Below are 20,555 nucleotides of genomic sequence, written 5' to 3'. Positions count from 1 at the left end.
TTCCAGTAACCATGGGATCGCGGTAACGAGCGGAGGTGCGGCGATGCGTAGATCAGAATTCGCGGTCATGTTGCTATCTGTCGCTGTGGTCGCCGGGATGAGCGCGGCGCCGGCGGCAGCCGGATCGGCCTGGCAACCGCGCCCGGCCGAGTTCGACGTCATCACCGAAAAGGACGTCCCGATCCCGATGAGCGACGGCGTATCGCTGTCGGCGGATGTGCTCCGCCCCGGCCACGGCGGCACGGCGGCGCCGGGCCGATTCCCGGTACTCGTCGCCCAAACGGCATACAACAAGAACATTCCCGGCCTCAATTTCGCCGACGAGTACCTGGTCCAGCGTGGCTACGTGCAGATCATCGTCGATGCCAGAGGCACAGGAAGTTCACCGGGAACCTGGTCGATATTCGATCAGCGTGAGCAGCTCGACGGTAAGGAGATCGTGGACTGGGCCGCCGCGCCAGAACGGCCGTGGAGCGACGGGCGGATCGGCCTGGTCGGCTCGTCCTACGGTGCGGTGAACCAATTGTTCACCGCCGCACAGCATCCGGCGGGGCTGAAAGCGATCTTCCCGGTCGCCCCCGGCGCCGATCTCTATCGCGACATGGCGCTCAGCGGTGGTCAGGTGGGGCTCGGCTTCCTGCCGATGTGGCTGGCCGGCGTGGACGCGGCGGGCCTGCTGCCACCGGCCGACGTGCTCGCCGACCCGGCGCGCGCGGCCCGCGTGGTGCAGGAACACCTCGGCGGTATCGGCGGATTCGAGATCCCGACGGGTTCGGATGTCATGAGTGCCGGCGCGACGGCGTTCGACGGGCCGTTCTGGCGGGTACGCTCCCCGATCAATGTGATCGATGAGGTCCGGGTGCCCGCCTTTCTGGTCGGCGGCACGCGAGACCTGTTCCAGCGCAGCACTCCCGCCCTGTACCAACGACTTTCGGCTGCTGGTGTACCGACGCGGATGTTCCTGGTCGACGGGTACCACATCGATGTCTCACTCGCGGGCAACGGGAAGAACCCTTCGCTGCCCGGCGGTTATACCGGGCCGTCGCTGCCCGAACTCCAATTGCGCTGGTTCGACCACTACGTGCGCGGCGAGGCCGACCCAGGCCTGGACGACGATATCGCACCGGTCGGCTACTACGAGATCGGTTCCGGCACATGGCAGGCCGCGACGACGTGGCCGCCCGCGGGCACCAGCTACCAGCGGCTGTCGTTGACCGGCTCGTCCTCCCCCGGCAATGCCGGACAGCTCACCGACACGGCGCACGGCGACGGCGGACCCGACCTCGTGCCATGGAATCCGCTGTCCGGCTTCTGCTCCGGATCGCTCGCACAGTGGACGGTCGGCATTGCGGGACGCGTGGTGTGCGACGGCGATCAGCGACTCAACGATGCCACCGGCCTGAGCTACGACCTGCCCGTCGACGTGCCGCTGCACCTCACCGGAACAGTCAACGCGCACTTGACCCTCGCCACCAGCTCAGGTGACGGCCAGGTGGCCGTGCGACTGGAGGACGTCGCCCCCGACGGCAGCGTCAGCTTCCTCACCGCAGGCTGGCAGACGCTGTCGCTGCGTGAATTGGACCCCACCCGTTCGATTTCCGACGACGGCATGATCGTCGCGCCATGGCACCCGTACACCCGGGAATCCTCCGCACCGATGCCCGCGAACGTCCCCGTCGCGGTCGATATCGAGATCTTCCCCACCGCGGCGGTCATCCAGCCCGGCCACCGGCTGCGACTGGCAGTGCAGACCATGGACTTCCCCCACTTGATCCCCACCCTCCCCCAACTACTCAACTCCCTGAGCCCCGGCCTGACCCTGCTCCACGACCCCCAATCCCCGTCCTGGATCACCATCCCGGTACGGAACTGACGAACCACATCTAGGCACGCGGTCCCCCCGGCTCGCCGATCTCCCGAGCCCGCGCGCCGCGGCCTAGGCAGGCGCCGAGTCCGGAACGGCCTGACGGGCTTCGCCGCATGGTGATCAGTTGGCGGTGGGCCAGTATTTGCGCCAGTCGGTGGCGGAGAGGGGGGTGCGGTCGCCACGGTCGGCTTCGGCGGCATCCTCGGCGGTGCGGATGGTGGTGGCGAAGGTGAGCGCGGCCTTGCGGAGGCGTTCTTCGGCGCTGCCGGGGCCGCCCAGGCGCACCACGCGCAGGTCGTCCGGGATCAGATCGTCTGGTAGGCCCGCCTTGGTGCTGCGGTCGCGAATCTTCTCGGCCAGGGCGAGGGCGGGCTGGGCCATGGCGATGCCGTCAAGGCAGGAGCGGCGCGACTTCTCCGCGGTTTTGCGCTCCTCCCAAGCCCTTTCCTGGGCGGCGATCTTCTCCTCGACACTGGCCGACGGATCGATGCGGGCGCCCATCAGATGCGGCGAGCGGTTGACCAGCTTGGCCACCAGCGCGGCCGCTACCTCGTCGACGGTGAATTCGCCTGCCGCCTGGGCGATCCGGGAGTGGAACAGCACCTGCAGCAGCAGATCGCCGAGTTCCTCCTTGATGGTTTCCGCGTCGTCGTGCTGGATGGCATCGAGGAGTTCGTAGGTCTCCTCGAGCAGGTAGGGCCGCAGCGAATCGTGGGTCTGGGTGACCTCCCAGCCGCCGAAATTCCACAGCCGGTCCATCACCTCCACCGCGCCCGCCAGGCCCGCCGCCACCACGGCGGCATCGGTTTCCGGTGCGCGAGTGCCGGATTCGGCGGCGACGTGCCTGGCCGCCCGCAGCACGGCCTCGTCACGATGCGAGGTCATCGGCCCGCCGAGGCCTCGGTGGCCACCGTGAGATCGACCGCGCCCTGGGCCTTTCCGTCCAGTGCGAGCAGCAGATCGGCGACGAACTGCAGCAGCCGCACGTCGCGCACCCGATCCGCGCCCACACTGTCCTCCACGCGGGGCAGCGGCAGCTGCACCACACCGCTGGCCGCCTTGTAGCCCGCGCTCGGGTACAGCCGCTTGAGCCGCAGCTGCTTGGAATCGGGCAGGTTCAGCAACGGCGAGAGCTTCAAAGTGGTTCCGGTGACCGCGATTTCGGTAACTCCGTATTCGCGGGCGAGCAGCCGCAGCTTCGCGACCGACACCAGGCGGCCCACCTCGACCGGCAGCGGGCCGTAGCGGTCGACGAGTTCCTCCACCACCGCGGCCAGCGCCGAATCATCCTGTGCGGCGGCCAGTTTGCGATACGCCTCCAGGCGCAGCCGGTCGCTGGCGATGTAGTCGGGCGGTATGTGCGCGTCGACGGGCAGATCGATGCGGACTTCCTTGGGCTCCTCGGTGACGATCGGCTTGCCGTCGGCGGCCGCACGGTAGGCCTCGACCGCCTCACCGACCAGCCGCACGTACAGATCGAAGCCGACGCCGGCGACGTGGCCGGACTGCTCGGCGCCGAGTACGTTTCCGGCGCCGCGGATTTCGAGGTCCTTCATCGCGACGGCCATACCGGCGCCCAGATCGGAGTTCTGTGCGATGGTGGCCAGCCGGTCGTAGGCGGTCTCGGTGAGCGGCTTCTCCGGCGGGTACAGGAAGTAGGCGTAGCCGCGCTCCCTGCTGCGCCCGACCCGGCCGCGCAGCTGATGCAGCTGTGAAAGACCGAGGGCGTCGGAGCGTTCCACGATCAGCGTGTTGGCATTGGAGATGTCGAGGCCGGTCTCGATGATGGTCGTGCACACCAGCACGTCGAATTCGCGCTGCCAGAAGCCCTGCACGGTCTGCTCGAGCATGTCCTCGTTCATCTGGCCGTGCGCGACGACGACTCGCGCCTCGGGCACCAGATCGCGAATCCGCTTGGCGGCCTTGTCGATCGACGACACGCGGTTGTGCACATAGAAGACCTGGCCGTCGCGCAGCAGCTCGCGCCGGATGGCGGCGGTGACCTGCTTGTCGTTGTAACCGCCGACATAGGTGAGCACCGGATGGCGCTCCTCGGGCGGGGTGAGGATGGTCGACATCTCGCGAATGCCCGCCAGGCTCATCTCCAGGGTGCGCGGAATCGGTGTCGCCGACATGGTGAGCACGTCGACGTGCGTGCGCAGCGCCTTGATGTGCTCCTTGTGCTCGACACCGAAGCGCTGCTCCTCGTCGACCACGACGAGGCCGAGATCCTTCCAGCGCACGCCGGTCTGCAGCAGCCGGTGCGTGCCGACCACGATGTCGACCGAACCGTCGGCCAGGCCCTCGAGCACCTCGCGCGAATCGGCCGGATGGGTGAACCGCGAGAGGCCTTTGACAGTGACAGGGAAGCCCGCGACACGTTCGGTGAAGGTCTGCAGATGTTGTTGCGCCAGCAGCGTTGTCGGCACGAGCACGACCACCTGCTTGCCGTCCTGCACCGCCTTGAACGCCGCCCGCACCGCGATCTCGGTCTTGCCGTAGCCGACGTCGCCGCAGACGACCCGGTCCATCGGGACCGCCTTCTCCATATCCGATTTCACCTCGGCGATGGCGGTCATCTGGTCGACGGTCTCGGTGAACGCGAACGCGTCCTCCATCTCCTGCTGCCACGGCGTATCCGGGCCGAAGGCGTGACCGGGCGCGGCCTGGCGCGCCGCGTACAGCTGGACGAGCTCGCCCGCGATCTCGCGAACCGCCTTGCGCGCCTTGCGTTTCGTATTCGCCCAGTCGGAGCCGCCGAGCTTGGACAGGCTCGGCATCTCGCCGCCGACGTAGCGCGAGAGCTGATCGAGCGATTCCATCGGCACGAACAGCCGGTCGCCCGGCTGGCCGCGCTTGCCCGGCGCGTACTCGATGACCAGGTATTCGCGCCGCGCACCGCCGACGGTGCGCTCGATCATCTCCACGAAGCGGCCGATGCCGTGCTGATCGTGCACCACCATGTCGCCCGCGTTCAGCGCGAGCGGGTCGACCTGGTTGCGCCGCTTGGCCGGTAGTCGCTTGCCCTCGCCGGGAGCGGTGACGCGGTTGCCGGTGAGATCGGATTCGGCGACGACGACGATGCCCGCATCGTCGAACACCAGACCGTCGTGCAGTGAGCCGCACAGCACGCCGACCACGCCCACGGCCGGTTCCGCACCGGATTCCAGCGCGGCGGCGGGCACGTCCGCATCGCCGAGCCGTTCCAGAATGCGTTGCGCCGTACCGTGTCCCGCGACGACGACCACGGCGCGCCCGCCGGTCGACACGTGCGCGCGCAGCGACGCGAAGATGGTCGCGACCAGTTCGTCGGAGCCGCGCGCCGCCGGACCGGCCAGCACGGGAAGCACCACCTCGGCCGGGTCACCGGAGGTGAGCGGGCTCAGGGTCCACCAGGGCAGACTGTGCCGATCGGCGCTGGAGTGGATCTCGGGCAGCGCGCGGTATCCGGACGCGGCGAGATCGAGGCCGTGCCCGCCCAGCGGCGCGGCGCCACCGAACGAGGCGGCGGTCCACGAAGCTTCGAGGAATTCCTCGCCGGTGCGCACCAGATCGGCGGCGCGGGTGCGGATCTTCTCCGGATCGCACAGCAGCACATGGGTGCCCTCGGGCAGCACCTCGGTGAGCAGGCGCAGCTCCCCCGGCTGCAGCACCGGCAGCAGTGCCTCCATGCCGTCGACCGGGATGCCCTGCGCCAGCTTCTCCAGCATCTCCACCAGTGCGGCGTCGGCGGCGTTCTCGGCGGCCACCTCGGCCGCCCGATCGCGCACCGCCTCGGTGAGCAGCAGCTCCCGGCACGGCGGCGCGACAACGAATTCCACCGGCACATCCGCCAGCGACCGCTGATCGGCGACCGCGAACGGGCGCAGCTCGGTCACCTCGTCGCCCCAGAATTCGACGCGCACCGGATGATCCGCGGTCGGCGGGAACAGGTCGAGAATGCCGCCGCGCACCGCGAATTCGCCGCGCTTGCCGACCATGTCGACCCGGGTGTACGCGAATTCCACCAGGCGCGTGAGCAATTCGTCGAAGTCGAGTTCGGCGCCGACGCGCAGCACGATCGGCGCGATATCGCCGAGCCCGGCCGCCATCGGCTGCATGAGCGAGCGCACGGTGGTCACCACGACGCGCAGCGGTTCGGGGAAGTTCGGATCCGCCGGATGCGCCAGCCTGCGCAGCACCTCCAGCCTGCGCCCGACGGTATCGGCACCGGGCGAGAGCCGCTCGTGCGGCAGCGTCTCCCAGGACGGGAACTGCGCCACCGCGGCGCCGAGGATCTCCTGCAGCTCGACGGAAAGATCGTCGGCCTCGCGCCCGGTCGCGGTCACCACGACCAGCGGCTTGGTCGCCGCGATCGTCGCGGCGACGAACGGCCGCACCGCCGAGGGCGCCACCAGCTCGACCGCGGACTTACCGATCAGCCCGGCGACCGTCTGCAACGCCGCATCGGCACCGGCGGCCGCGGCGAGTCCCGCGAGGGGTGGACGGTGGGTGGACATGCAGGACTCCTGAGCGCAAGCGGGGCAATTTCCAGCGGCCAGCCGAGTCTAGTTGCCGGTCCCGACAAGCCAGGATCGCACCTTGGCCCGGCCGGGACGGACGCCGGTTACGGTACGTACCTGCGTAGCCTGCGCGCCGCGAATTCCCTGAAGTACGAGAGCTTTTCGCCGGGGACCAGGGAGGGCAGCAGGAAGTACCATGCCCGCTCCATCCTGGTCGCCATCTGGTCCATCGACTCGGTGCCGACCGCGATGATGTGCACGCCCGCGGTCATCTCCTGGAGCAGCACCCCGATGGTCTCGGGATCCAGCTCCGCCTCGAGGTCACCCTGCGCGATGGCGCGCTCGGCTAGCAGCCGGTAGGTATCGCCCCAGGTCTTGGCGATGTTGTCGCCCTGCGCGCCGCGATAGTCGCCGATCTGATGGGTCAGCTTCAGCATCGCGCCGACCATCGGATCGTTCATCGACAGATCGGCCACCACATAGGTGATGCCGATACATGCCTCGAGCGCGGGCACGCGCGGATCGAAGAAGCCCTGGCACGAGCTGACCAGGCGCTCGTTGCCCTGGTCGACCACGGCACGGGCGAGCTCTTCCTTCGAGCCGAAGTGAAAGTACAAGGCGCCCTTGGTCACGTTCGACTGCGCGATGATCTCGCTCAGGCTCGCGTTCGCATATCCCAAGCGCAGAAAGACATCGGCAGCGCCCGCCAATACGGAATCGCGGGTGATCTCCGCGCGCGCTTGCCTAGCCATCAGATCCGCCTGTCATCCAAAAACCAGCCATCCTGAAGTAGACCGACATCCCGAAGTAGACCGACATACCGCCCGAACAGCACCCAGAGGATGGGTGAACCGTACCATCAGGTGAGCGCCCGCCAGTCAATTCGCGCATTCGTCCGAACCTCGTCGCAATTGCCTGGTTAACAACCAGGGTCAATCGCCTGCACCCGCCCGCCACTCCGAACTGAGGGCCGGATCGGCCTCCAGATGGCTCAGCCCGTTCCAGCAGAGGTTCACCAAGTGTGCGGCGACAACCTCTTTCGAGGGTTTGCGCTCGTCCAGCCACCAGGTAGCAGCCGTGGAAACCATGCCGACCAGTGCCTGCGCGTACATGGTCGCCAGGCTCGTGTCGAAGCCGCGGCGATCGAAATCGCCTGCGAGCAGATGCGCCACCTGGTTGACCGCCTCGTTCAGCAGGCTCGAGTAGCGGCCGTCGGTCTGCGTAGTCGGCTGGTCACGCACCAGGATTCGGAATCCGTCGGTGCGTTCCTCGATGTAGGTCAGCAGCGCGAGCGCGACCTGTTCGAGCCGCACCCGCGAACGGTTCTGGGTGAGCGAGGAAGTGATCATCTCCAGCAGCATCGACATCTCGCGATCGACCACAACGGCGTAGAGCCCCTCTTTGCCGCCGAAGTGTTCGTACACCACAGGTTTGGAGACCTGCGCGCGCTGCGCGATCTCCTCGATCGATGCCGCGTCGTACCCGCGCTCGGCGAACAGCGCCCGACCGATCTCGATCAGCTGCTGCCGCCGCTGCGTCCCGGTCATCCGCGGCCGGGGCGCTGGTCCGCCTCGGCGCGACTTTTCGCCGGTCGCGAGCGCCTCGACGGTTTCGCGCCGGGCCGGCGGTTGGGCGCCTGGCTGGATTTCGGGCGTTCCCGACGAGTTACCCATGTTCATACGAAATCAGTCGTTGCGTTGGGCAGTGCGTGGTGCGCAAGTTGTCTCCCTTCACCGACACTACCGTTGGTCACAACTGTTCCAGACAGCTGAGCGACAGTACGCATCGACCGGCCGAAGTAGCCCGATCGGAATCCGCCGACCGCGACCCGACCTGCGATTCCGGCGACATGCGGTCCGAATCCGGTAAGCGGTTCGACGTGGAGGAGGAACTCGTGCGAAGATTCGTGCCGTGCCGTGGCGCAGCGGCGGGCTCAGTTGGGATTCACTGACCGATCCGCCGGTGTGACAATCCGCCGTAGTGTAATGGCAGCACCTCTGATTTTGGTTCAGATAGTTCAGGTTCGAGTCCTGGCGGCGGAGCACATCGGCACTATGGCTTATCGTTGCCCCGCACGACGACCGCCCGCACGAAGATGACAGGCAGCCGAGGGAGATCCATGCCACAGCAGACCGCCGTCGTCGTTCTCGCAGCCGGTGCCGGAACGCGTATGCGGTCGAAGACCCCCAAGGTGCTGCATCCGCTGGCCGGTCGGAGCATGCTCGCGCACGCGCTGCATGCGGCGAACGAGATCGACCCCGCGTATCTGATCACCGTGGTCGGCCACGACCGCGAACAAGTCGGCAGCGCGGTCGCCGCGGTGGCCGCCGACCTCGGGCGCGAGATCCTGTCGGCCGTCCAGGAGGACCAGCTCGGCACCGGGCACGCGGTACAGTGCGCGCTCGACTCGGTACCCGCCGATTTCACCGGCGACCTGCTCGTCACCTCCGCCGACGTGCCGCTGCTCGACGGGCACACGCTGTCCGCGCTGCTCGACGAGCACCGCAGCTACTCCGAGCGCTCCGCGGTCACCGTGCTGACCTTCGTCCCCGACGACCCGAACGGCTACGGGCGCATCATCCGCGATGTCACCGGCCAGGTCGTCGAGATCGTCGAACATGCCGACGCCACCCCGGAGCAGAGCGCGATCACCGAGGTGAACTCCGGCGTCTACGCCTTCGACGCCGCCGTGCTGCGCACCATGATCGGCAGGCTGTCCACCGCGAACGCCCAGCACGAGCTCTACCTGACCGACGTGCTGCGGCTGGCCCGCGAGGCCGGGCATCCGGTACACGGCGCGCGACTCGTCGACGCGGCCAAGGTCACCGGCGTCAACGACCGTGTCCAGCTCTCCGAGGCCACCCGCAGGCTCAACCGCTACATCCTGGAGCGGCATATGCGGGCGGGCGTCACCATCGTCGATCCGGCGAGCACCTGGGTCGACGCGAGCGTGCTGATCAGCAGGGACGCGGTGCTGCGGCCCGGCGTTCAATTGCTGGGCAACACCGTGATCGGCGAGGACGCCGAGATCGGCCCGGACAGCACGCTCACCGATGTCATCGTCGGCGAGGGCGCGCGGGTGATCCGCACCCACGGCGACAACGCCGTGATCGGCGCGAACGCGAATATCGGGCCCTTCAGCTACCTGCGGCCCGGCACCGTGGTCGGCGAGGCGGGCAAGCTCGGCGCCTTCGTCGAAGCCAAGAACGCGAACATCGGCGCGCACTCCAAGGTGCCGCACCTGACCTACGTCGGCGACGCCACCATCGGCGAGTACAGCAACATCGGCGCGTCCAGTGTCTTCGTCAACTACGACGGCGTGCAGAAACACCACACCACCGTCGGCTCGCATGTGCGCACCGGCAGCGACACGATGTTCGTCGCACCGGTGACGGTGGGTGACGGCGCGTATACGGCGGCGGGTACTGTGCTGCGTAGAAGCGTTCCGCCCGGGGCTCTCGCCGTATCAGGCGGTCCGCAGAAAAACATTGAGGGCTGGGTGCAGCGGCACCGTCCGGGGACGGACGCGGCACGTGCGGCGGCGGAAGCGATCGCGGCAAAAGAGATGTCGGGTCAGGCAATCGAGCAAAAGGATGGCAAACAGCAGTGACCGCGTCATGGATCGACAACCAGAAGAACCTGATGCTCTTCTCGGGACGCGCTCATCCTGAGCTGGCCGAGCAGGTCGCCAAGGAACTCGACGTCCACGTCACGCCGCAAACCGCGCGCGACTTCGCCAACGGTGAGATCTTCGTCCGCTTCGAGGAATCGGTGCGCGGCTCCGACGCCTTCCTCCTGCAGAGCTTCCCCGCACCGCTGAACCAGTGGCTGATGGAACAGCTCATCATGATCGACGCGCTCAAGCGCGGCTCGGCCAAGCGGATCACCGCGGTCCTGCCGTTCTACCCCTACGCCCGCCAGGACAAGAAGCACCGCGGCCGCGAGCCGATCTCCGCCCGCCTCGTCGCCGACCTGCTGAAGACCGCAGGCGTGGACCGCATCATCACCGTCGACCTGCACACCGACCAGATCCAGGGCTTCTTCGACGGCCCCGTCGATCACATGCACGCACAGGTGCAGCTGGCCGAATACGTGCGCAACAACTACAGCCTCGAGCACATCACCGTGGTCTCCCCCGACTCCGGCCGCGTGCGCGTCGCCGAGAAGTGGGCCGACTCGCTCGGCGGCTCCCCGCTGGCGTTCATCCACAAGACCCGTGACCCGCTGGTGCCCAACCAGATCAAGGCCAACCGCGTGGTCGGTGAGGTCGAGGGCCGCACCTGCATCCTGATCGACGACATGATCGACACCGGTGGCACCATCGCCGGCGCCGTCAAGGTGCTCAAGGAGGCGGGCGCCGGTGACGTGGTCATCGCCGCCACGCACGGCGTGCTGAGCTCCCCCGCCGCCGAGCGCCTGGCCACCTGCGGCGCCAAGGAGGTCGTGGTGACCAACACGCTGCCGATCAGCGAGGACAAGAAGTTCCCGCAGCTGACCGTGCTCTCCATCGCGCCCCTGCTGGCCCGCACCATCCGCGAGGTCTTCGAAAACGGTTCGGTCACCGGCCTTTTCAACGGCAACGCTTGACCGCCTCCCCGCGACTTCAGCGCACCAGTAGGTGCCGCGAGATTTGCGTTGCGGGCCGGCGGTCCGGTGCGTGGTCAAGTTCTGGGCGTTCCCCAGGAGTTACCCATGTGCTCACGAAATCAGTAGTTGCGTAGAGCATGACCAAGATTTGGCGGTCTCGGACTCGGTCCGGGGCCGCCATATTCTTTGGTCCAGGTTCCGAGAGTCCGGCGCGGATGCGGGGATACTGGGCCTATGGACCGCGACTCGCTGGATACCGACATGGGGGATGACGAGCAGGCGGACGAGATCCGCGAATACGAGCGCTACGTCGAGGATCCGCCCGATGACCTGGAGATTCGATACCGGGAGAACGACGATGACGGTCGCCTCGGTATCGAGGAGGAACTCGCCCAGGAGTGGACACCACGCGAACAAGCCGCCGAGGACGCCGAAGAGGACGAGCGGCCCGCGGAGGTCGCGGCCCTGGAGATCGTCGACGACGACAATCTCTGACCCGAGGAGAGCGCCATGACCACGCCACCGCAGCCGGAACCCGACGAGCCCGCCGACGCGCAGCGCTCCGAACGACCGCCACCGCCGCCGAGCGACGCGGGACCGTCGCTGGCCAAGCAACCACCGGACCCGCACGGTCAGTGGCCCGAACCACCACCGCTGCCTCCGAACACCGGCTCGGAAGGCCAGTGGCAGACCGGCGCCGACTATGTCGGCCAACCGAGCAACCAGCCCTACCCCTACGGTCAACCCGAGCGGCGCTCCCAGACCATGTCCATCCTCGGATTCGCCTGCGCCGCGATCGCCATCCTGTTCTGCCCCATCCTCTTCGGCCCCGCAGGCATCATCTTCGGCGTCGTCGGCAACAACCGTGGCGAACCACTCGGCCGCTGGGCCGCCATCACCGCCGCCGTCTGCATGGTGATCGGCCTGATCATCAACTACATGTACTTCAACGCCGAAATCCGCAACAACTGACCGCGATGCGGCCCACGCATGCCGAGGTCGTAGCGTTGTACGCATGACCGGATTCGGTGGGTTCCCCCTAGCGGGCCTGGATTTCTACGAAGACCTGGAAGCCGACAACTCGAAGGCCTTCTGGACGGCGCACAAGGATGTGTACGAGCAGTCGGTGCTTGCGCCGATGAAGGCGCTGGTCGCCGAGCTCGAGGCGGATTTCGGTACGGCCAAACTGTTCCGGCCCTATCGGGATGTGCGGTTCGCGAAGGACAAGTCGCCGTACAAGACGGCGCAGGGCGCGGTGGTCGGGACGGCGCAGGGGTGCGGCTGGTACGTCCAGATCAGCGCCGCTGGGCTGTTCGTCGGCGGTGGTTTCTATCAGGGATCTTCCGAGCAGATCGCGCAGTTGCGAGCCACCATCGATGACGAGGTGCGTGGGGCGGAGCTGGAGGCGATCCTGGCGAAGCTGACCAAGGCGAAGTTCACCATCGGCGGTGAGCAACTGAAGACCAAGCCGAAGGGCTATGAGGCAGACCACCCCCGCATCGACCTGCTGCGCCACAAATCCCTCACCGCAAGTAAGGAATTCGGCGCACCGTCCTGGCTGGACACGCCACGCGCCGCCAAGGAGATCCGCAGCGCCTGGGAAACCCAGCGCCCCATGATCGAATGGCTCTCCGCCGTCGTCGGCGGCACCGCCAACTGGTAACCGTCCGTCGAGCGCAGTCGAATGGCCCTGCGACACGCCGCAATTGCGGGCCATCCGACTGCGCTCGATCACCGCACGCGGCGCTAGCCGCGTGCGGCCAGGACGAGGGCGAAGCGGTTATCGGGATCCGTCCAGACCTGTTCGGTGGCGAAGCCCGACGCGGCGAGTTCGGCGTCCAGGCCGTCCAGGCGGAACTTGGCGGAGATTTCGGTGCGCATCTGCTCGCCGCGGGCGAACTGGACGGTCAGGTCGAGGTCGCGGACGGTGACCGTCATGTCTTCGGTTGCCGCCAGGCGCATTTCGATCCACTCGTGGTCGGTGTCCCAGCGCGCGATGTGCTCGAACTTCTCCGGTGCGAAGTCGGCGCCGAGGCGGGAGTTCAACACGTGCAGCACATTTCGGTTGAACTCGGCGGTGACGCCCGCCGCGTCGTCGTAGGCGGGGACGAGCACCGCCGGGTCGATCACCAGGCCCGCGCCGAGCAGCAGTTGCTCACCCGGTTCGAGCACATCGTGGATGCTGGAAAGGAATTCGGCGCGCTCGGCCGGAATCAGGTTGCCGATGGTGCCGCCGAGGAAGGCGATCATCCTGCGGCCGCCGCCGGGCAGGTTGTGCAGTGTGTCGGTGAAGTCGCTGACCACGCCGTGCACCGCGAGGCCGGGGAACTCCTCGGCGATCTCGTCGGCCGCGGCGCGCAGTGCGGACGAGGAGACATCCTGCGGTACATAGGTTTTCAGCGGCCCCTCGGCGGTGAGCGCGGTCAACAGCAGCCGGGTCTTGGCCGCCGAGCCCGCGCCGAGCTCGACGAGCACCTCGGCCTGTGCGGTGCGGGCGATCTCGCCGACCACCCGCTCCAGCAGTGCCCGTTCGGTGCGGGTCGGGTAGTACTCGGGCAATTCGGTGATCTGCTCGAACAGCTCACTGCCGCGCGCGTCATAGAACCACTTGGGTGGCAACCACTTCGGGCTCGCGGTGAGGCCGAGCCGGGCGTCCGCCCGCAACGCCGAGGTGAGATCGTCGTCGGAGAGGTGGATTTCCAGCGTCGGTGCGGTCATAGCGATTGGCCTTTCGGTTGCTGAGAGAGTGGCTCGATGAGCAGGCGGCCCGGCCGGGCGATCACCAGCTGGCGATCGGGGATGAGCTGCCAGCGTCGGTCGTCGTCGTAGGGTTCGGAGGCGAGTACCGCGTAGTCGTCGGTGATCAACGCGGACAGCGAATGGTGAACGGTTGTCGCCCACAGCGTTTCGCCGTCGCCGAGCAGGAAGTTCAGCCGGGAGCTCGGTGCATGGGTGAGGATCGCGGCGACCAGCACGCGCAGTGCGGCCGCGGGCGAATCGACGATGCCGTCGGGTGCGATGGCATCGAGGAGCTTGCTGAGCAGGACCCACACGGTCGCCGAATCGGTCGCCGACTCGGCCTCGAGCAGGTGGATGGTTTCGAACAGCCGGGTGACGCCCGCGAGCGTGGCGGCAGTATCCAGATCCGACGAGGCCGCGGTCAGGGTCCGCCGCCAGTCACGGACGGCCCCGTTGTGGCTGAAGGCCCAGCGCCCGTGGATGAACGGCGCGCAGGCCGCACGCTCCACCGGCATGCCGACCGTCGCCGAACGGATCGCGGCGAGCACCGCACTCGATTCCAGTTGAGGCAGCACCTCGTCCACGGCCGGATCGGTCCAGATCGGCGCGGCATTGCGATACCTGCTGGCGACCAATCGATCCGGAGCGGCCGAACCGAGGTTCGCCGCCGCCGGATCGCCGGAACCGAGCGCCGTCCGTCCCTCGGCAGCGCGCGCCGCTGGGCTGCCTTCGAGCGCCCGGTCGGCACTGCCTTCGCGCGCCGCCGGATTGCCGTCGCGCGCACTGTCATCGGACCCCGGAGTGACGATGTCACCGGGAGCGGCGGCCGAAACCCCTTCCCGCTCAGCGGTATCGGTCCGATTCGGCGGCGCGGACTCGCGACTGCGCACATCGGCGGTCGGTACCGGGCGGATCGCGGCCGCGGGTAACCACCAGGCCACGCCGAAACCGTCCGCGTTGATCGTGCCGCCGCTGCGCATGTCACGCGGCGCCCACGATTGCACGCGCAGGGAATGCGGTCCGCGGGTGACCATTTCGCCGACCGAGACCGGTGGGCCGACATATCCGAGATGCCTACACATCGGCGCTCGCCCCCGCGGAGGTCACGCGCCGAACCGATGGCGTCGCCGCTGCGCCTGTCGGGTGGGGCCACCACGGCACGCGCAGGGAATGTTTTCCGCAGGTGCCTATTCCACCAGCTGTAACCGGCATACCGACGGATCCGAGCTGCCTGCACATCAGCGTTCGTCCTCGCGTAGATCGCGGGCCAGGCGGAATCCGGCGAAGATCTGCCGCCGGATGGGGTGGTCCCAGTTGCGGAAGGTGCCGCGGCAGGCGACCGGATCGGTGCCGAAGGAGCCGCCGCGCAGCACCCGGTAGTCACCGCCGAAGAACACGTCCGAGTACTCCGCGTACGGGAAGGCGCGGAACCCCGGATAGGGCTCGAATCCCGATGCGGTCCACTCCCATACGTCGCCGATGAGCTGATGCACGCCCGCCGGGGAGGCGCCGGCCGGATAGGCGCCGATATCGGCTGGTTCCAGGTGGCGCTGACCGAGATTCGCGGTCGTGGCATCGGGTTCGGTATCGCCCCAGGGGAATCGGCGCGACCGTCCGGTGGCCGGATCGAAGCGGGCCGCCTTCTCCCATTCGGCCTCGGTGGGCAGCCGTTTGCCCGCCCAGTTGGCGTAGGCCTCCGCCTCGAACCAGCAGACGTGCAGCACAGGCTGTTTCGGGCGCAGTGGGGTCATCACACCGAAGACCCGGTGCCACCAGTGCCCGGCCGGATCGCGCTCCCAGAACTGCGGCGCGACCAGGCCTGCCTCCTGCCGATGCGCCCAGCCGCGCTCGGACCACAGCTCCGGCCGGTCGTAGCCGCCGTCGTCGACGAACGCCAGATACTGCTCGTTGGTGATCGGCGCGGCGTCGATGGCGAAGGCGGGCACATGAACCGGGTGCGCGGGCCGCTCATTGTCCAGCGCCCACGGATCGGTCGAGGTACCCATGGTGAATTCGCCTGCCGGGATGACGATTTCGCCGCCGACCGGCGCGGTGACCGTCGGCGTCGCCGGCGCGGACAGCACCGCGGCGCCGGTGCGCAGCTGATGGGTGGCGAGCATGGTCTCGTCGTGCTGCTGTTCGTGCTGGGCGATCATGCCGAAGGCGAATCCGCCGTCGAGCAGTGGATTGCCGCGCAATGCGCTGGTGTCGAGCACATCGAGCACCTTGTCGCGTACGGTGCCGACATAGTCGCGGGCCTGGGTGGGGTCGAGCAGCGGCAGCGCGGGCCGGTTGGCGCGTGCGTGCTTGAACGCGTCGTAGAGTTCGTCGATATCGGAGCGGACGGCTTCGCGGCCGCCGACATCGCGGACCAGCCAGAGTTCCTCCTGGTTGCCGATGTGCGCGAGATCCCAGACCAGTGGGCTCATCAGGCGCGAATGCTGGGCGACGAGTTCGGCCTCGTCGAGGCAGTCGGTGAGCAGGGTGGTTCGCGTGCGCGCGCGGGTCAGCACCTCGGCGATCGTGTCACGCAGCTGCTCGGTGGCTGAGTTGTCGGTGTGGTGGGACATGGTCATGGCAAAGCTCTTTCGGAGGGTGCGGTCGACCGCGATACCCGCGGTCGGAGTGGGCGCGTGCGGTCACGAAAGGTCGGCTCGGCGGATCTGTGCGGCCGATGTCGTGCGCGCCGCGATCACCAGCGGCCTGGCGGCCCTGCGGATTCGGCGTGCGGGTTCAGGAATTCCTCGATCGGCGTGCGACCGCTCGCACATCGGCGGATGGCGGTCTCGATCGCCCGCCCGGCGTCCGCGGTAGCGGCGTGTGCCGCGGCCAGCGTCAGCAGATCGACGGCGACGGCCCTGATCTCGGTGTCGGCCAAGCCGTATCGCGCGGCGTCGAGCCACCTGCCCGCGACCGGCGCGGCAACCGCCGTCGCGTCGGCGACCACGGTGGGACTGGACAGCAAGGCGTCGAAGACGTGGATCGGCACGGTCCAGTCGTCACCGGGCTGCGCGTCGAGATAGCGGATCTCCAAATGCCCGGACGCGCGCACCGGCGGGAACAGCGTGGTCAGGTGATAGTCGAGATCGCCGATGTCGGGGCGGCGGCCCACCTCGTCGTCCAGCGCGCCGGAGAGCCAATCGGCGAAGGTCGCGCCCGGCGGCGCCGCCCAGCTCGCCGCATCGATGCCGTCGGGTGTGCGCACGCAGAGCAGCGGCACATCCAAAGCCCAACGACCGTAGGACACAATGGGATCCGACCAGTCCTGGACCGGCGGCCTGGTCCTGGCATTGTCCAGGCGCAGCCAGGCGCGCATGCGCTGCGAGGCCCAGTCACCGACCGGGGCGCCGCGCAGTTCGGGGGAACAGGCGAAGGCGGCGAGGAGCGCGGGCCCCATCGCATAGAGGGCGACCCACCTGGCCGCGACCTCGGCGCGGTCCGCGCCGGCATCGACGCTGACCTGGGTCGCGGCGGTATTGCACATCATCAGCTTGCCGAACGGGCCGATGCCCGAGAAGGACTGCTCCATCGCACGATAGCGAGGCAGCCGCAGGAGTCGTTTCGCGCGGCGATCCGCGTCGGCGGCGGCGGAAACGGTGCCGATGGAACGGGATTCGAGGAGCGCCCGCAACATTCGGGCGTCGGTGCGCAATGCGTCGCAGAGCCGGTCGGCGGCGGCGAACGGTGCGCTGGAAAGTTCTATCTGACCACCGGGTTCGATGGTGACCCGGCTGCCACCCGGCAGCGGAAGCGCCGGAGAATCTGGGGCGATGGACCGTGGTGCATAGGGTCCGAGGGCATCCGCGAGATCGGTCAACTGCGGACGCGGGGCGGCCGATCGGCCTGACGCCGGACACTCACCCTGCACGGTGAGCCATTCGAGCTCGGCGCCGATCAGTGTCGGTGGCCCCTGTTTGAAGCAGATCTTGGCGATATACGCCTCGGCCGCGGCGCGGGAGCCCAGTTCGTCGTCCGCACGCACGTCACCGATCGATTCCGGATGTTCGAGCATGACTGCCATTGCCAACCTCCATCGTGGGTCAGGGCCCGGTGTCCCTCGCTGCGCGGCCCCCCGGCTCCTGGCAACGATCAATCCAGGGTACCCACGCCCACTGACAGAAAAAGTGACGAGAATAGGAACACTGGACCCGATACTGTCGACGATATGCAGCTCGAGGAACGGGTGCGGGCCGATACTCCCGGCGTCGGTTCAGGTCTGGTTTTCCTGGACAGCGCGGGATCGTCGCTCCCTCCGCAGGTCGTCACCGATACCGTCATCGGCCATCTGCGCCGCGAAGCCGAGATCGGTGGCTATCGCGCGGCGAACGAACGGCTCGCCGATCTGGCCGAGGTGAAGACCGCCATCGGCGCCCTGATCAACGCCGCTCCGACCAGCATCGCGCTGAGCGACAGCGCTACTCGCGCCTGGGCGGACTTCTTCTATTCGGTGCCGCTCGGCCCCGGCGATCGCGTGCTGATCTCCGGGGCCGACTACGCCAGCAACGCCATCGCGGCGGTGCAGCGCGCCCGTGCCACCGGTGCGACCGTCGAGCAGATTCCCAGCGACGGCAGCGGACAGATCGACCTGGACGCGTTGGCGCGCATGGTCGACGAGCGGGTGAAGCTGGTGTCGGTGCTGCATGTGCCGACCAACGGCGGACTCGTCAACCCGGCCGCCGAGGCCACCCGCATCGCGCATTCGGTGGGCGCGCTCGTACTGCTCGACGCCTGCCAGTCGGGTGGACAGCTGCCCATCGACGTGGCCGAGCTGGACGTCGACGCGCTGTCGGTCACCGGGCGCAAGTGGTTGCGCGGCCCGCGCGGCACCGGATTCCTGTATGTGCGACCGGAATTGGCCGAGTCCATGGAGCCGCAGCGGCTCGACCTGCACAGCGCCGAATGGACCGGCCCCGACGACTACCGCCTCGCGCCGGACGCGCGCCGGTTCGAGTTCTGGGAATCCGATATCGCGGGCAGGCTCGGTCTCGGCGCCGCCGTGCGCTACCTGCTCGATCTCGGGCCGGAGGCGGTGTACGCGGCGATCGCGGCCCGCGCGGAGTACCTGCGCAAGGGGCTCGCGGAGATCGCGGGCGTCACGGTTCGCGATCTGGGGTTGCGCCGCGGCGGCATCGTCTCGTTCACCGTGGACGGCACGGGCAGTGCCGAGGTGCGCGATCGGCTCGCCGAGCAGAACATCACGCTCACCGTCAGCTGGGCCAGCTCGACCCTGCTCGATATGACCAGCCGCAAGCTGGAGTCGGTGCTGCGCGCCTCGCCGCACGCCTTCGTCAGCTTCGACGAGCTCGATCGTTTCCTGGCGGCGGTTGCCGCGCTCTGAGTTCCCGCACACCTATTGCGCTGTCGCACACCGACTTGCCGCGTGACACGCCGGAGTGCGCGCGCAAGGTGTGCGGGAAGTCAGGACAGGTGCACGTCGAGGGCGCGCGCGACCAATGCACCGGTATCAGCGGCGGGGACCACCAGGCTCAGGCTGCGGTTGGCGCGCAGCGCCGCGATGCCGTGCAGGTTGGTCCACAGCGCGACGGCCCGCGCCCGGGAATCGGATTCGGTGTTCTGGCGCACCAGCGCGGCGAAGCGGTCGAACAGCGGCAGCGTGGTGGCGCGCAGGTTCTCGCCGGAACCCTCCAGCAGGTCGTGGCGGAACATCAGCGTGAACATCTCCGGGCGCGCACCGGCGAATTCGACATACTCGACGGCCATGCGCCGCAACCGATCTCGCGGTGATTTCGCGCGCTCGTCGACGCGGGCGAAGCGCTCTGCGAGATCCGCGAAACCGCGGGCCGCGATGGCGGCGAGCAGCGCGTTGTGGGTGGGGAAGTGCCGCCGTGGCGCGCCGTGTGAGACACCCGCCGCGCGGGTGATCGCGCGCAGGCCGAGCTGTGCCGCGCCCACTTCCTCCAAGAGGTCGACACCCGCACCGACCAATCGCTCTCGCAAGAGTTCACCTCCAGCCATGTGGACATTGTCTACGGCCGGTCGTCATCGGCCGCATTCGCACCCCATCGAGGTGTAGACAATGTCTACACTCGTGCGGTAGACATTGTCTACACAATCCTCGGGAGGAAATTACATGTGGTACTCGTTCTTCAAGTACGTCCTGCTCGGACCGTTGCTGCGGTTGCTCGGCAGGCCGAAAGTGGAGGGCCTGCACCACATCCCGGAGACCGGACCGGTGATCATCGCGGCGAACCACCTGGCCGTGATCGACTCGCTGTACCTGGCGCTGGTACTGCCGCGCCGCGTCACCTTCCTGGCCAAGCAGGAGTACTTCACCGGCACCGGGCCGAAGGGGCGATTCAACCGCTGGTTCTACACGGTCTCCGGGCAGGTGCCGGTCGACCGGACCGGCGGCACCGCGGCCGCCGACGCACTGGCCGCGGCCACCAAGATTCTGGAATCGGGCGGAGTCTGGGCGATCCATCCGGAGGGCACCCGCTCGCCGGACGGCCGGATCTACCGCGGCCGCACCGGCGCGCTGCGCGTCGCCATCGCCACCGGCGCGCCGGTCATCCCGGTCGTGCTGTCCGGCACCGACCGGGTCAACCCGCGCGGCAGCCGCATGTGGCGGTTCGCCAAGGTGCGCATCACCTTCGGCGCGCCGCGCCAGTACCCCCGCCTCGGCGAACCCACCGACGCGCGTGCCGCCACCGACGCGCTGATGCGCGAAATCGCCACCCGCTCCGGCCGCCACTACGTCGACCACTACGCCGCCACCTTCGCCGCGAACTAGCTCGCGCCGCTACCACTTCCGCCCCCTGCGCTGAGCACAGTCAAATGTCCCTGCGACACGCCGTAACTGGGGGCCATATGACTGCGCTCGACGGATCTCGATTCCTGGA

Annotated in this window: 17 protein-coding genes, 1 tRNA gene and 1 pseudogene; 9 read left to right on the top strand and 10 right to left on the bottom strand. The window is 68.2% G+C overall.

Translation table 11 applies throughout. The annotated features are described in order from the left end of the window. Positions 1–67 precede the first annotated feature (67 nt). Positions 68–1,873 (top strand): CocE/NonD family hydrolase, encoded by a 1,806-nt coding sequence (locus ACIG5A_RS30340; protein WP_397246224.1) that lies wholly within the window; start codon positions 68–70, stop codon positions 1,871–1,873. A gap of 114 nt (positions 1,874–1,987) precedes the next feature. Here ACIG5A_RS30340 and ACIG5A_RS30335 read toward each other — a convergent pair whose 3' ends face one another. The 4 genes from ACIG5A_RS30335 to ACIG5A_RS30320 form a co-directional block, all read right to left on the bottom strand. Next, complete coding sequence (locus ACIG5A_RS30335; RefSeq protein WP_397247947.1) at positions 1,988–2,626, bottom strand: MazG family protein; 639 nt, start codon at positions 2,624–2,626, stop codon at positions 1,988–1,990. Between the two features lie 122 nt (positions 2,627–2,748). Further along, the gene (gene mfd, locus ACIG5A_RS30330) at positions 2,749–6,366 is read right to left on the bottom strand and encodes a transcription-repair coupling factor (protein ID WP_397246222.1); all 3,618 of its coding nucleotides are present in this window, start codon (positions 6,364–6,366) and stop codon (positions 2,749–2,751) included. A 107-nt stretch (positions 6,367–6,473) separates the two neighbouring features. Beyond that, complete coding sequence (locus ACIG5A_RS30325; RefSeq protein ID WP_397246219.1) at positions 6,474–7,121, bottom strand: TetR family transcriptional regulator; 648 nt, start codon at positions 7,119–7,121, stop codon at positions 6,474–6,476. 180 nt (positions 7,122–7,301) lie between these two features. Continuing rightward, on the bottom strand, positions 7,302–7,916 hold the full coding sequence (locus ACIG5A_RS30320) for a TetR/AcrR family transcriptional regulator (protein ID WP_397247945.1): 615 nt from the start codon (positions 7,914–7,916) through the stop codon (positions 7,302–7,304). Positions 7,917–8,340: 424 nt separating this feature from the next. On the opposite strand from ACIG5A_RS30320, the gene ACIG5A_RS30315 reads away from it, so the two are divergent. The 6 genes from ACIG5A_RS30315 to ACIG5A_RS30290 all read left to right on the top strand — a co-directional run bounded on the left by ACIG5A_RS30315 (position 8,341) and on the right by ACIG5A_RS30290 (position 12,619). After that, positions 8,341–8,411, top strand: a tRNA-Gln gene (locus ACIG5A_RS30315). Positions 8,412–8,488: 77 nt separating this feature from the next. Beyond that, complete coding sequence (gene glmU, locus ACIG5A_RS30310; RefSeq protein ID WP_397246217.1) at positions 8,489–9,979, top strand: bifunctional UDP-N-acetylglucosamine diphosphorylase/glucosamine-1-phosphate N-acetyltransferase GlmU; 1,491 nt, start codon at positions 8,489–8,491, stop codon at positions 9,977–9,979. Beyond that, the gene (locus tag ACIG5A_RS30305) at positions 9,976–10,956 is read left to right on the top strand and encodes a ribose-phosphate diphosphokinase (RefSeq protein WP_397246215.1); all 981 of its coding nucleotides are present in this window, start codon (positions 9,976–9,978) and stop codon (positions 10,954–10,956) included. The genes glmU and ACIG5A_RS30305 overlap by 4 nt, the downstream gene beginning before the upstream one ends. A gap of 234 nt (positions 10,957–11,190) precedes the next feature. Next, positions 11,191–11,451 (top strand): hypothetical protein, encoded by a 261-nt coding sequence (locus ACIG5A_RS30300; protein WP_397246213.1) that lies wholly within the window; start codon positions 11,191–11,193, stop codon positions 11,449–11,451. A 15-nt stretch (positions 11,452–11,466) separates the two neighbouring features. Next, positions 11,467–11,928, top strand: a complete 462-nt coding sequence (locus tag ACIG5A_RS30295; protein WP_397246211.1) for a hypothetical protein — start codon at positions 11,467–11,469, stop codon at positions 11,926–11,928. A gap of 43 nt (positions 11,929–11,971) precedes the next feature. Next, positions 11,972–12,619 carry a DUF2461 domain-containing protein gene (locus tag ACIG5A_RS30290; protein WP_397246209.1) on the top strand — a complete coding sequence of 216 codons (648 nt, stop codon included), beginning with the start codon at positions 11,972–11,974 and terminating at the stop codon, positions 12,617–12,619. Positions 12,620–12,702: 83 nt separating this feature from the next. On the opposite strand, the gene egtD is transcribed toward ACIG5A_RS30290, so the two are convergent. The 5 genes and pseudogenes from egtD to egtA all read right to left on the bottom strand — a co-directional run bounded on the left by egtD (position 12,703) and on the right by egtA (position 17,707). Beyond that, positions 12,703–13,674: an L-histidine N(alpha)-methyltransferase gene (egtD, locus tag ACIG5A_RS30285; RefSeq protein ID WP_397246207.1), complete on the bottom strand. Its 972-nt coding sequence runs from the start codon at positions 13,672–13,674 to the stop codon at positions 12,703–12,705. Next, positions 13,671–14,585 (bottom strand): class II glutamine amidotransferase, encoded by a 915-nt coding sequence (locus tag ACIG5A_RS30280; protein ID WP_397247943.1) that lies wholly within the window; start codon positions 14,583–14,585, stop codon positions 13,671–13,673. The genes egtD and ACIG5A_RS30280 overlap by 4 nt, the downstream gene beginning before the upstream one ends. Positions 14,586–14,624: 39 nt before the next feature. Next, positions 14,625–14,777, bottom strand: a pseudogene (locus tag ACIG5A_RS30275) (ergothioneine biosynthesis protein EgtC); the annotation flags it as partial. Positions 14,778–14,933: 156 nt separating this feature from the next. Further along, positions 14,934–16,271, bottom strand: a complete 1,338-nt coding sequence (gene egtB / locus ACIG5A_RS30270; RefSeq protein WP_397246205.1) for an ergothioneine biosynthesis protein EgtB — start codon at positions 16,269–16,271, stop codon at positions 14,934–14,936. A 116-nt stretch (positions 16,272–16,387) separates the two neighbouring features. Beyond that, on the bottom strand, positions 16,388–17,707 hold the full coding sequence (gene egtA, locus ACIG5A_RS30265) for an ergothioneine biosynthesis glutamate--cysteine ligase EgtA (RefSeq protein WP_397247941.1): 1,320 nt from the start codon (positions 17,705–17,707) through the stop codon (positions 16,388–16,390). Between the two features lie 153 nt (positions 17,708–17,860). On the opposite strand from egtA, the gene ACIG5A_RS30260 reads away from it, so the two are divergent. Further along, entirely contained in the window at positions 17,861–19,033 is a 1,173-nt protein-coding gene (locus ACIG5A_RS30260) for an aminotransferase class V-fold PLP-dependent enzyme (RefSeq protein WP_397246202.1), read from the top strand. 80 nt (positions 19,034–19,113) lie between these two features. Here ACIG5A_RS30260 and ACIG5A_RS30255 read toward each other — a convergent pair whose 3' ends face one another. Next, a complete protein-coding gene (locus ACIG5A_RS30255) occupies positions 19,114–19,671 on the bottom strand; it encodes a TetR/AcrR family transcriptional regulator (RefSeq protein ID WP_397246199.1) in 558 nt (185 codons plus the stop codon). Between the two features lie 115 nt (positions 19,672–19,786). On the opposite strand from ACIG5A_RS30255, the gene ACIG5A_RS30250 reads away from it, so the two are divergent. Then, positions 19,787–20,446, top strand: a complete 660-nt coding sequence (locus ACIG5A_RS30250) for a lysophospholipid acyltransferase family protein (protein WP_397246197.1) — start codon at positions 19,787–19,789, stop codon at positions 20,444–20,446. Positions 20,447–20,555: the final 109 nt, after the last annotated feature.

The organism is Nocardia sp. NPDC052566 (assembly GCF_044547285.1).
Classification (GTDB): Bacteria; Actinomycetota; Actinomycetes; order Mycobacteriales; family Mycobacteriaceae; genus Nocardia.
Note: the sequence above shows the minus strand (reverse complement) of the source record. Positions and strands in the feature narration are given on the sequence as shown.

Excerpts from the sequence above, each read along its gene's own strand:
- egtA (WP_397247941.1), bottom strand. The coding sequence starts at position 17,707 with ATGCTCGAACATCCGGAATCGATCGGTGACGTGCGTGCGGACGACGAA.
- ACIG5A_RS30290 (WP_397246209.1), top strand. The coding sequence starts at position 11,972 with ATGACCGGATTCGGTGGGTTCCCCCTAGCGGGCCTGGATTTCTACGAA.
- egtB (WP_397246205.1), bottom strand. The coding sequence starts at position 16,271 with ATGACCATGTCCCACCACACCGACAACTCAGCCACCGAGCAGCTGCGT.
- ACIG5A_RS30260 (WP_397246202.1), top strand. The coding sequence starts at position 17,861 with ATGCAGCTCGAGGAACGGGTGCGGGCCGATACTCCCGGCGTCGGTTCA.
- ACIG5A_RS30300 (WP_397246213.1), top strand. The coding sequence starts at position 11,191 with ATGGACCGCGACTCGCTGGATACCGACATGGGGGATGACGAGCAGGCG.
- ACIG5A_RS30255 (WP_397246199.1), bottom strand. The coding sequence starts at position 19,671 with ATGGCTGGAGGTGAACTCTTGCGAGAGCGATTGGTCGGTGCGGGTGTC.
- ACIG5A_RS30320 (WP_397247945.1), bottom strand. The coding sequence starts at position 7,916 with ATGACCGGGACGCAGCGGCGGCAGCAGCTGATCGAGATCGGTCGGGCG.
- ACIG5A_RS30250 (WP_397246197.1), top strand. The coding sequence starts at position 19,787 with ATGTGGTACTCGTTCTTCAAGTACGTCCTGCTCGGACCGTTGCTGCGG.
- mfd (WP_397246222.1), bottom strand. The coding sequence starts at position 6,366 with ATGTCCACCCACCGTCCACCCCTCGCGGGACTCGCCGCGGCCGCCGGT.
- ACIG5A_RS30340 (WP_397246224.1), top strand. The coding sequence starts at position 68 with ATGTTGCTATCTGTCGCTGTGGTCGCCGGGATGAGCGCGGCGCCGGCG.
- egtD (WP_397246207.1), bottom strand. The coding sequence starts at position 13,674 with ATGACCGCACCGACGCTGGAAATCCACCTCTCCGACGACGATCTCACC.
- ACIG5A_RS30325 (WP_397246219.1), bottom strand. The coding sequence starts at position 7,121 with ATGGCTAGGCAAGCGCGCGCGGAGATCACCCGCGATTCCGTATTGGCG.
- ACIG5A_RS30335 (WP_397247947.1), bottom strand. The coding sequence starts at position 2,626 with ATGGACCGGCTGTGGAATTTCGGCGGCTGGGAGGTCACCCAGACCCAC.
- glmU (WP_397246217.1), top strand. The coding sequence starts at position 8,489 with ATGCCACAGCAGACCGCCGTCGTCGTTCTCGCAGCCGGTGCCGGAACG.
- ACIG5A_RS30295 (WP_397246211.1), top strand. The coding sequence starts at position 11,467 with ATGACCACGCCACCGCAGCCGGAACCCGACGAGCCCGCCGACGCGCAG.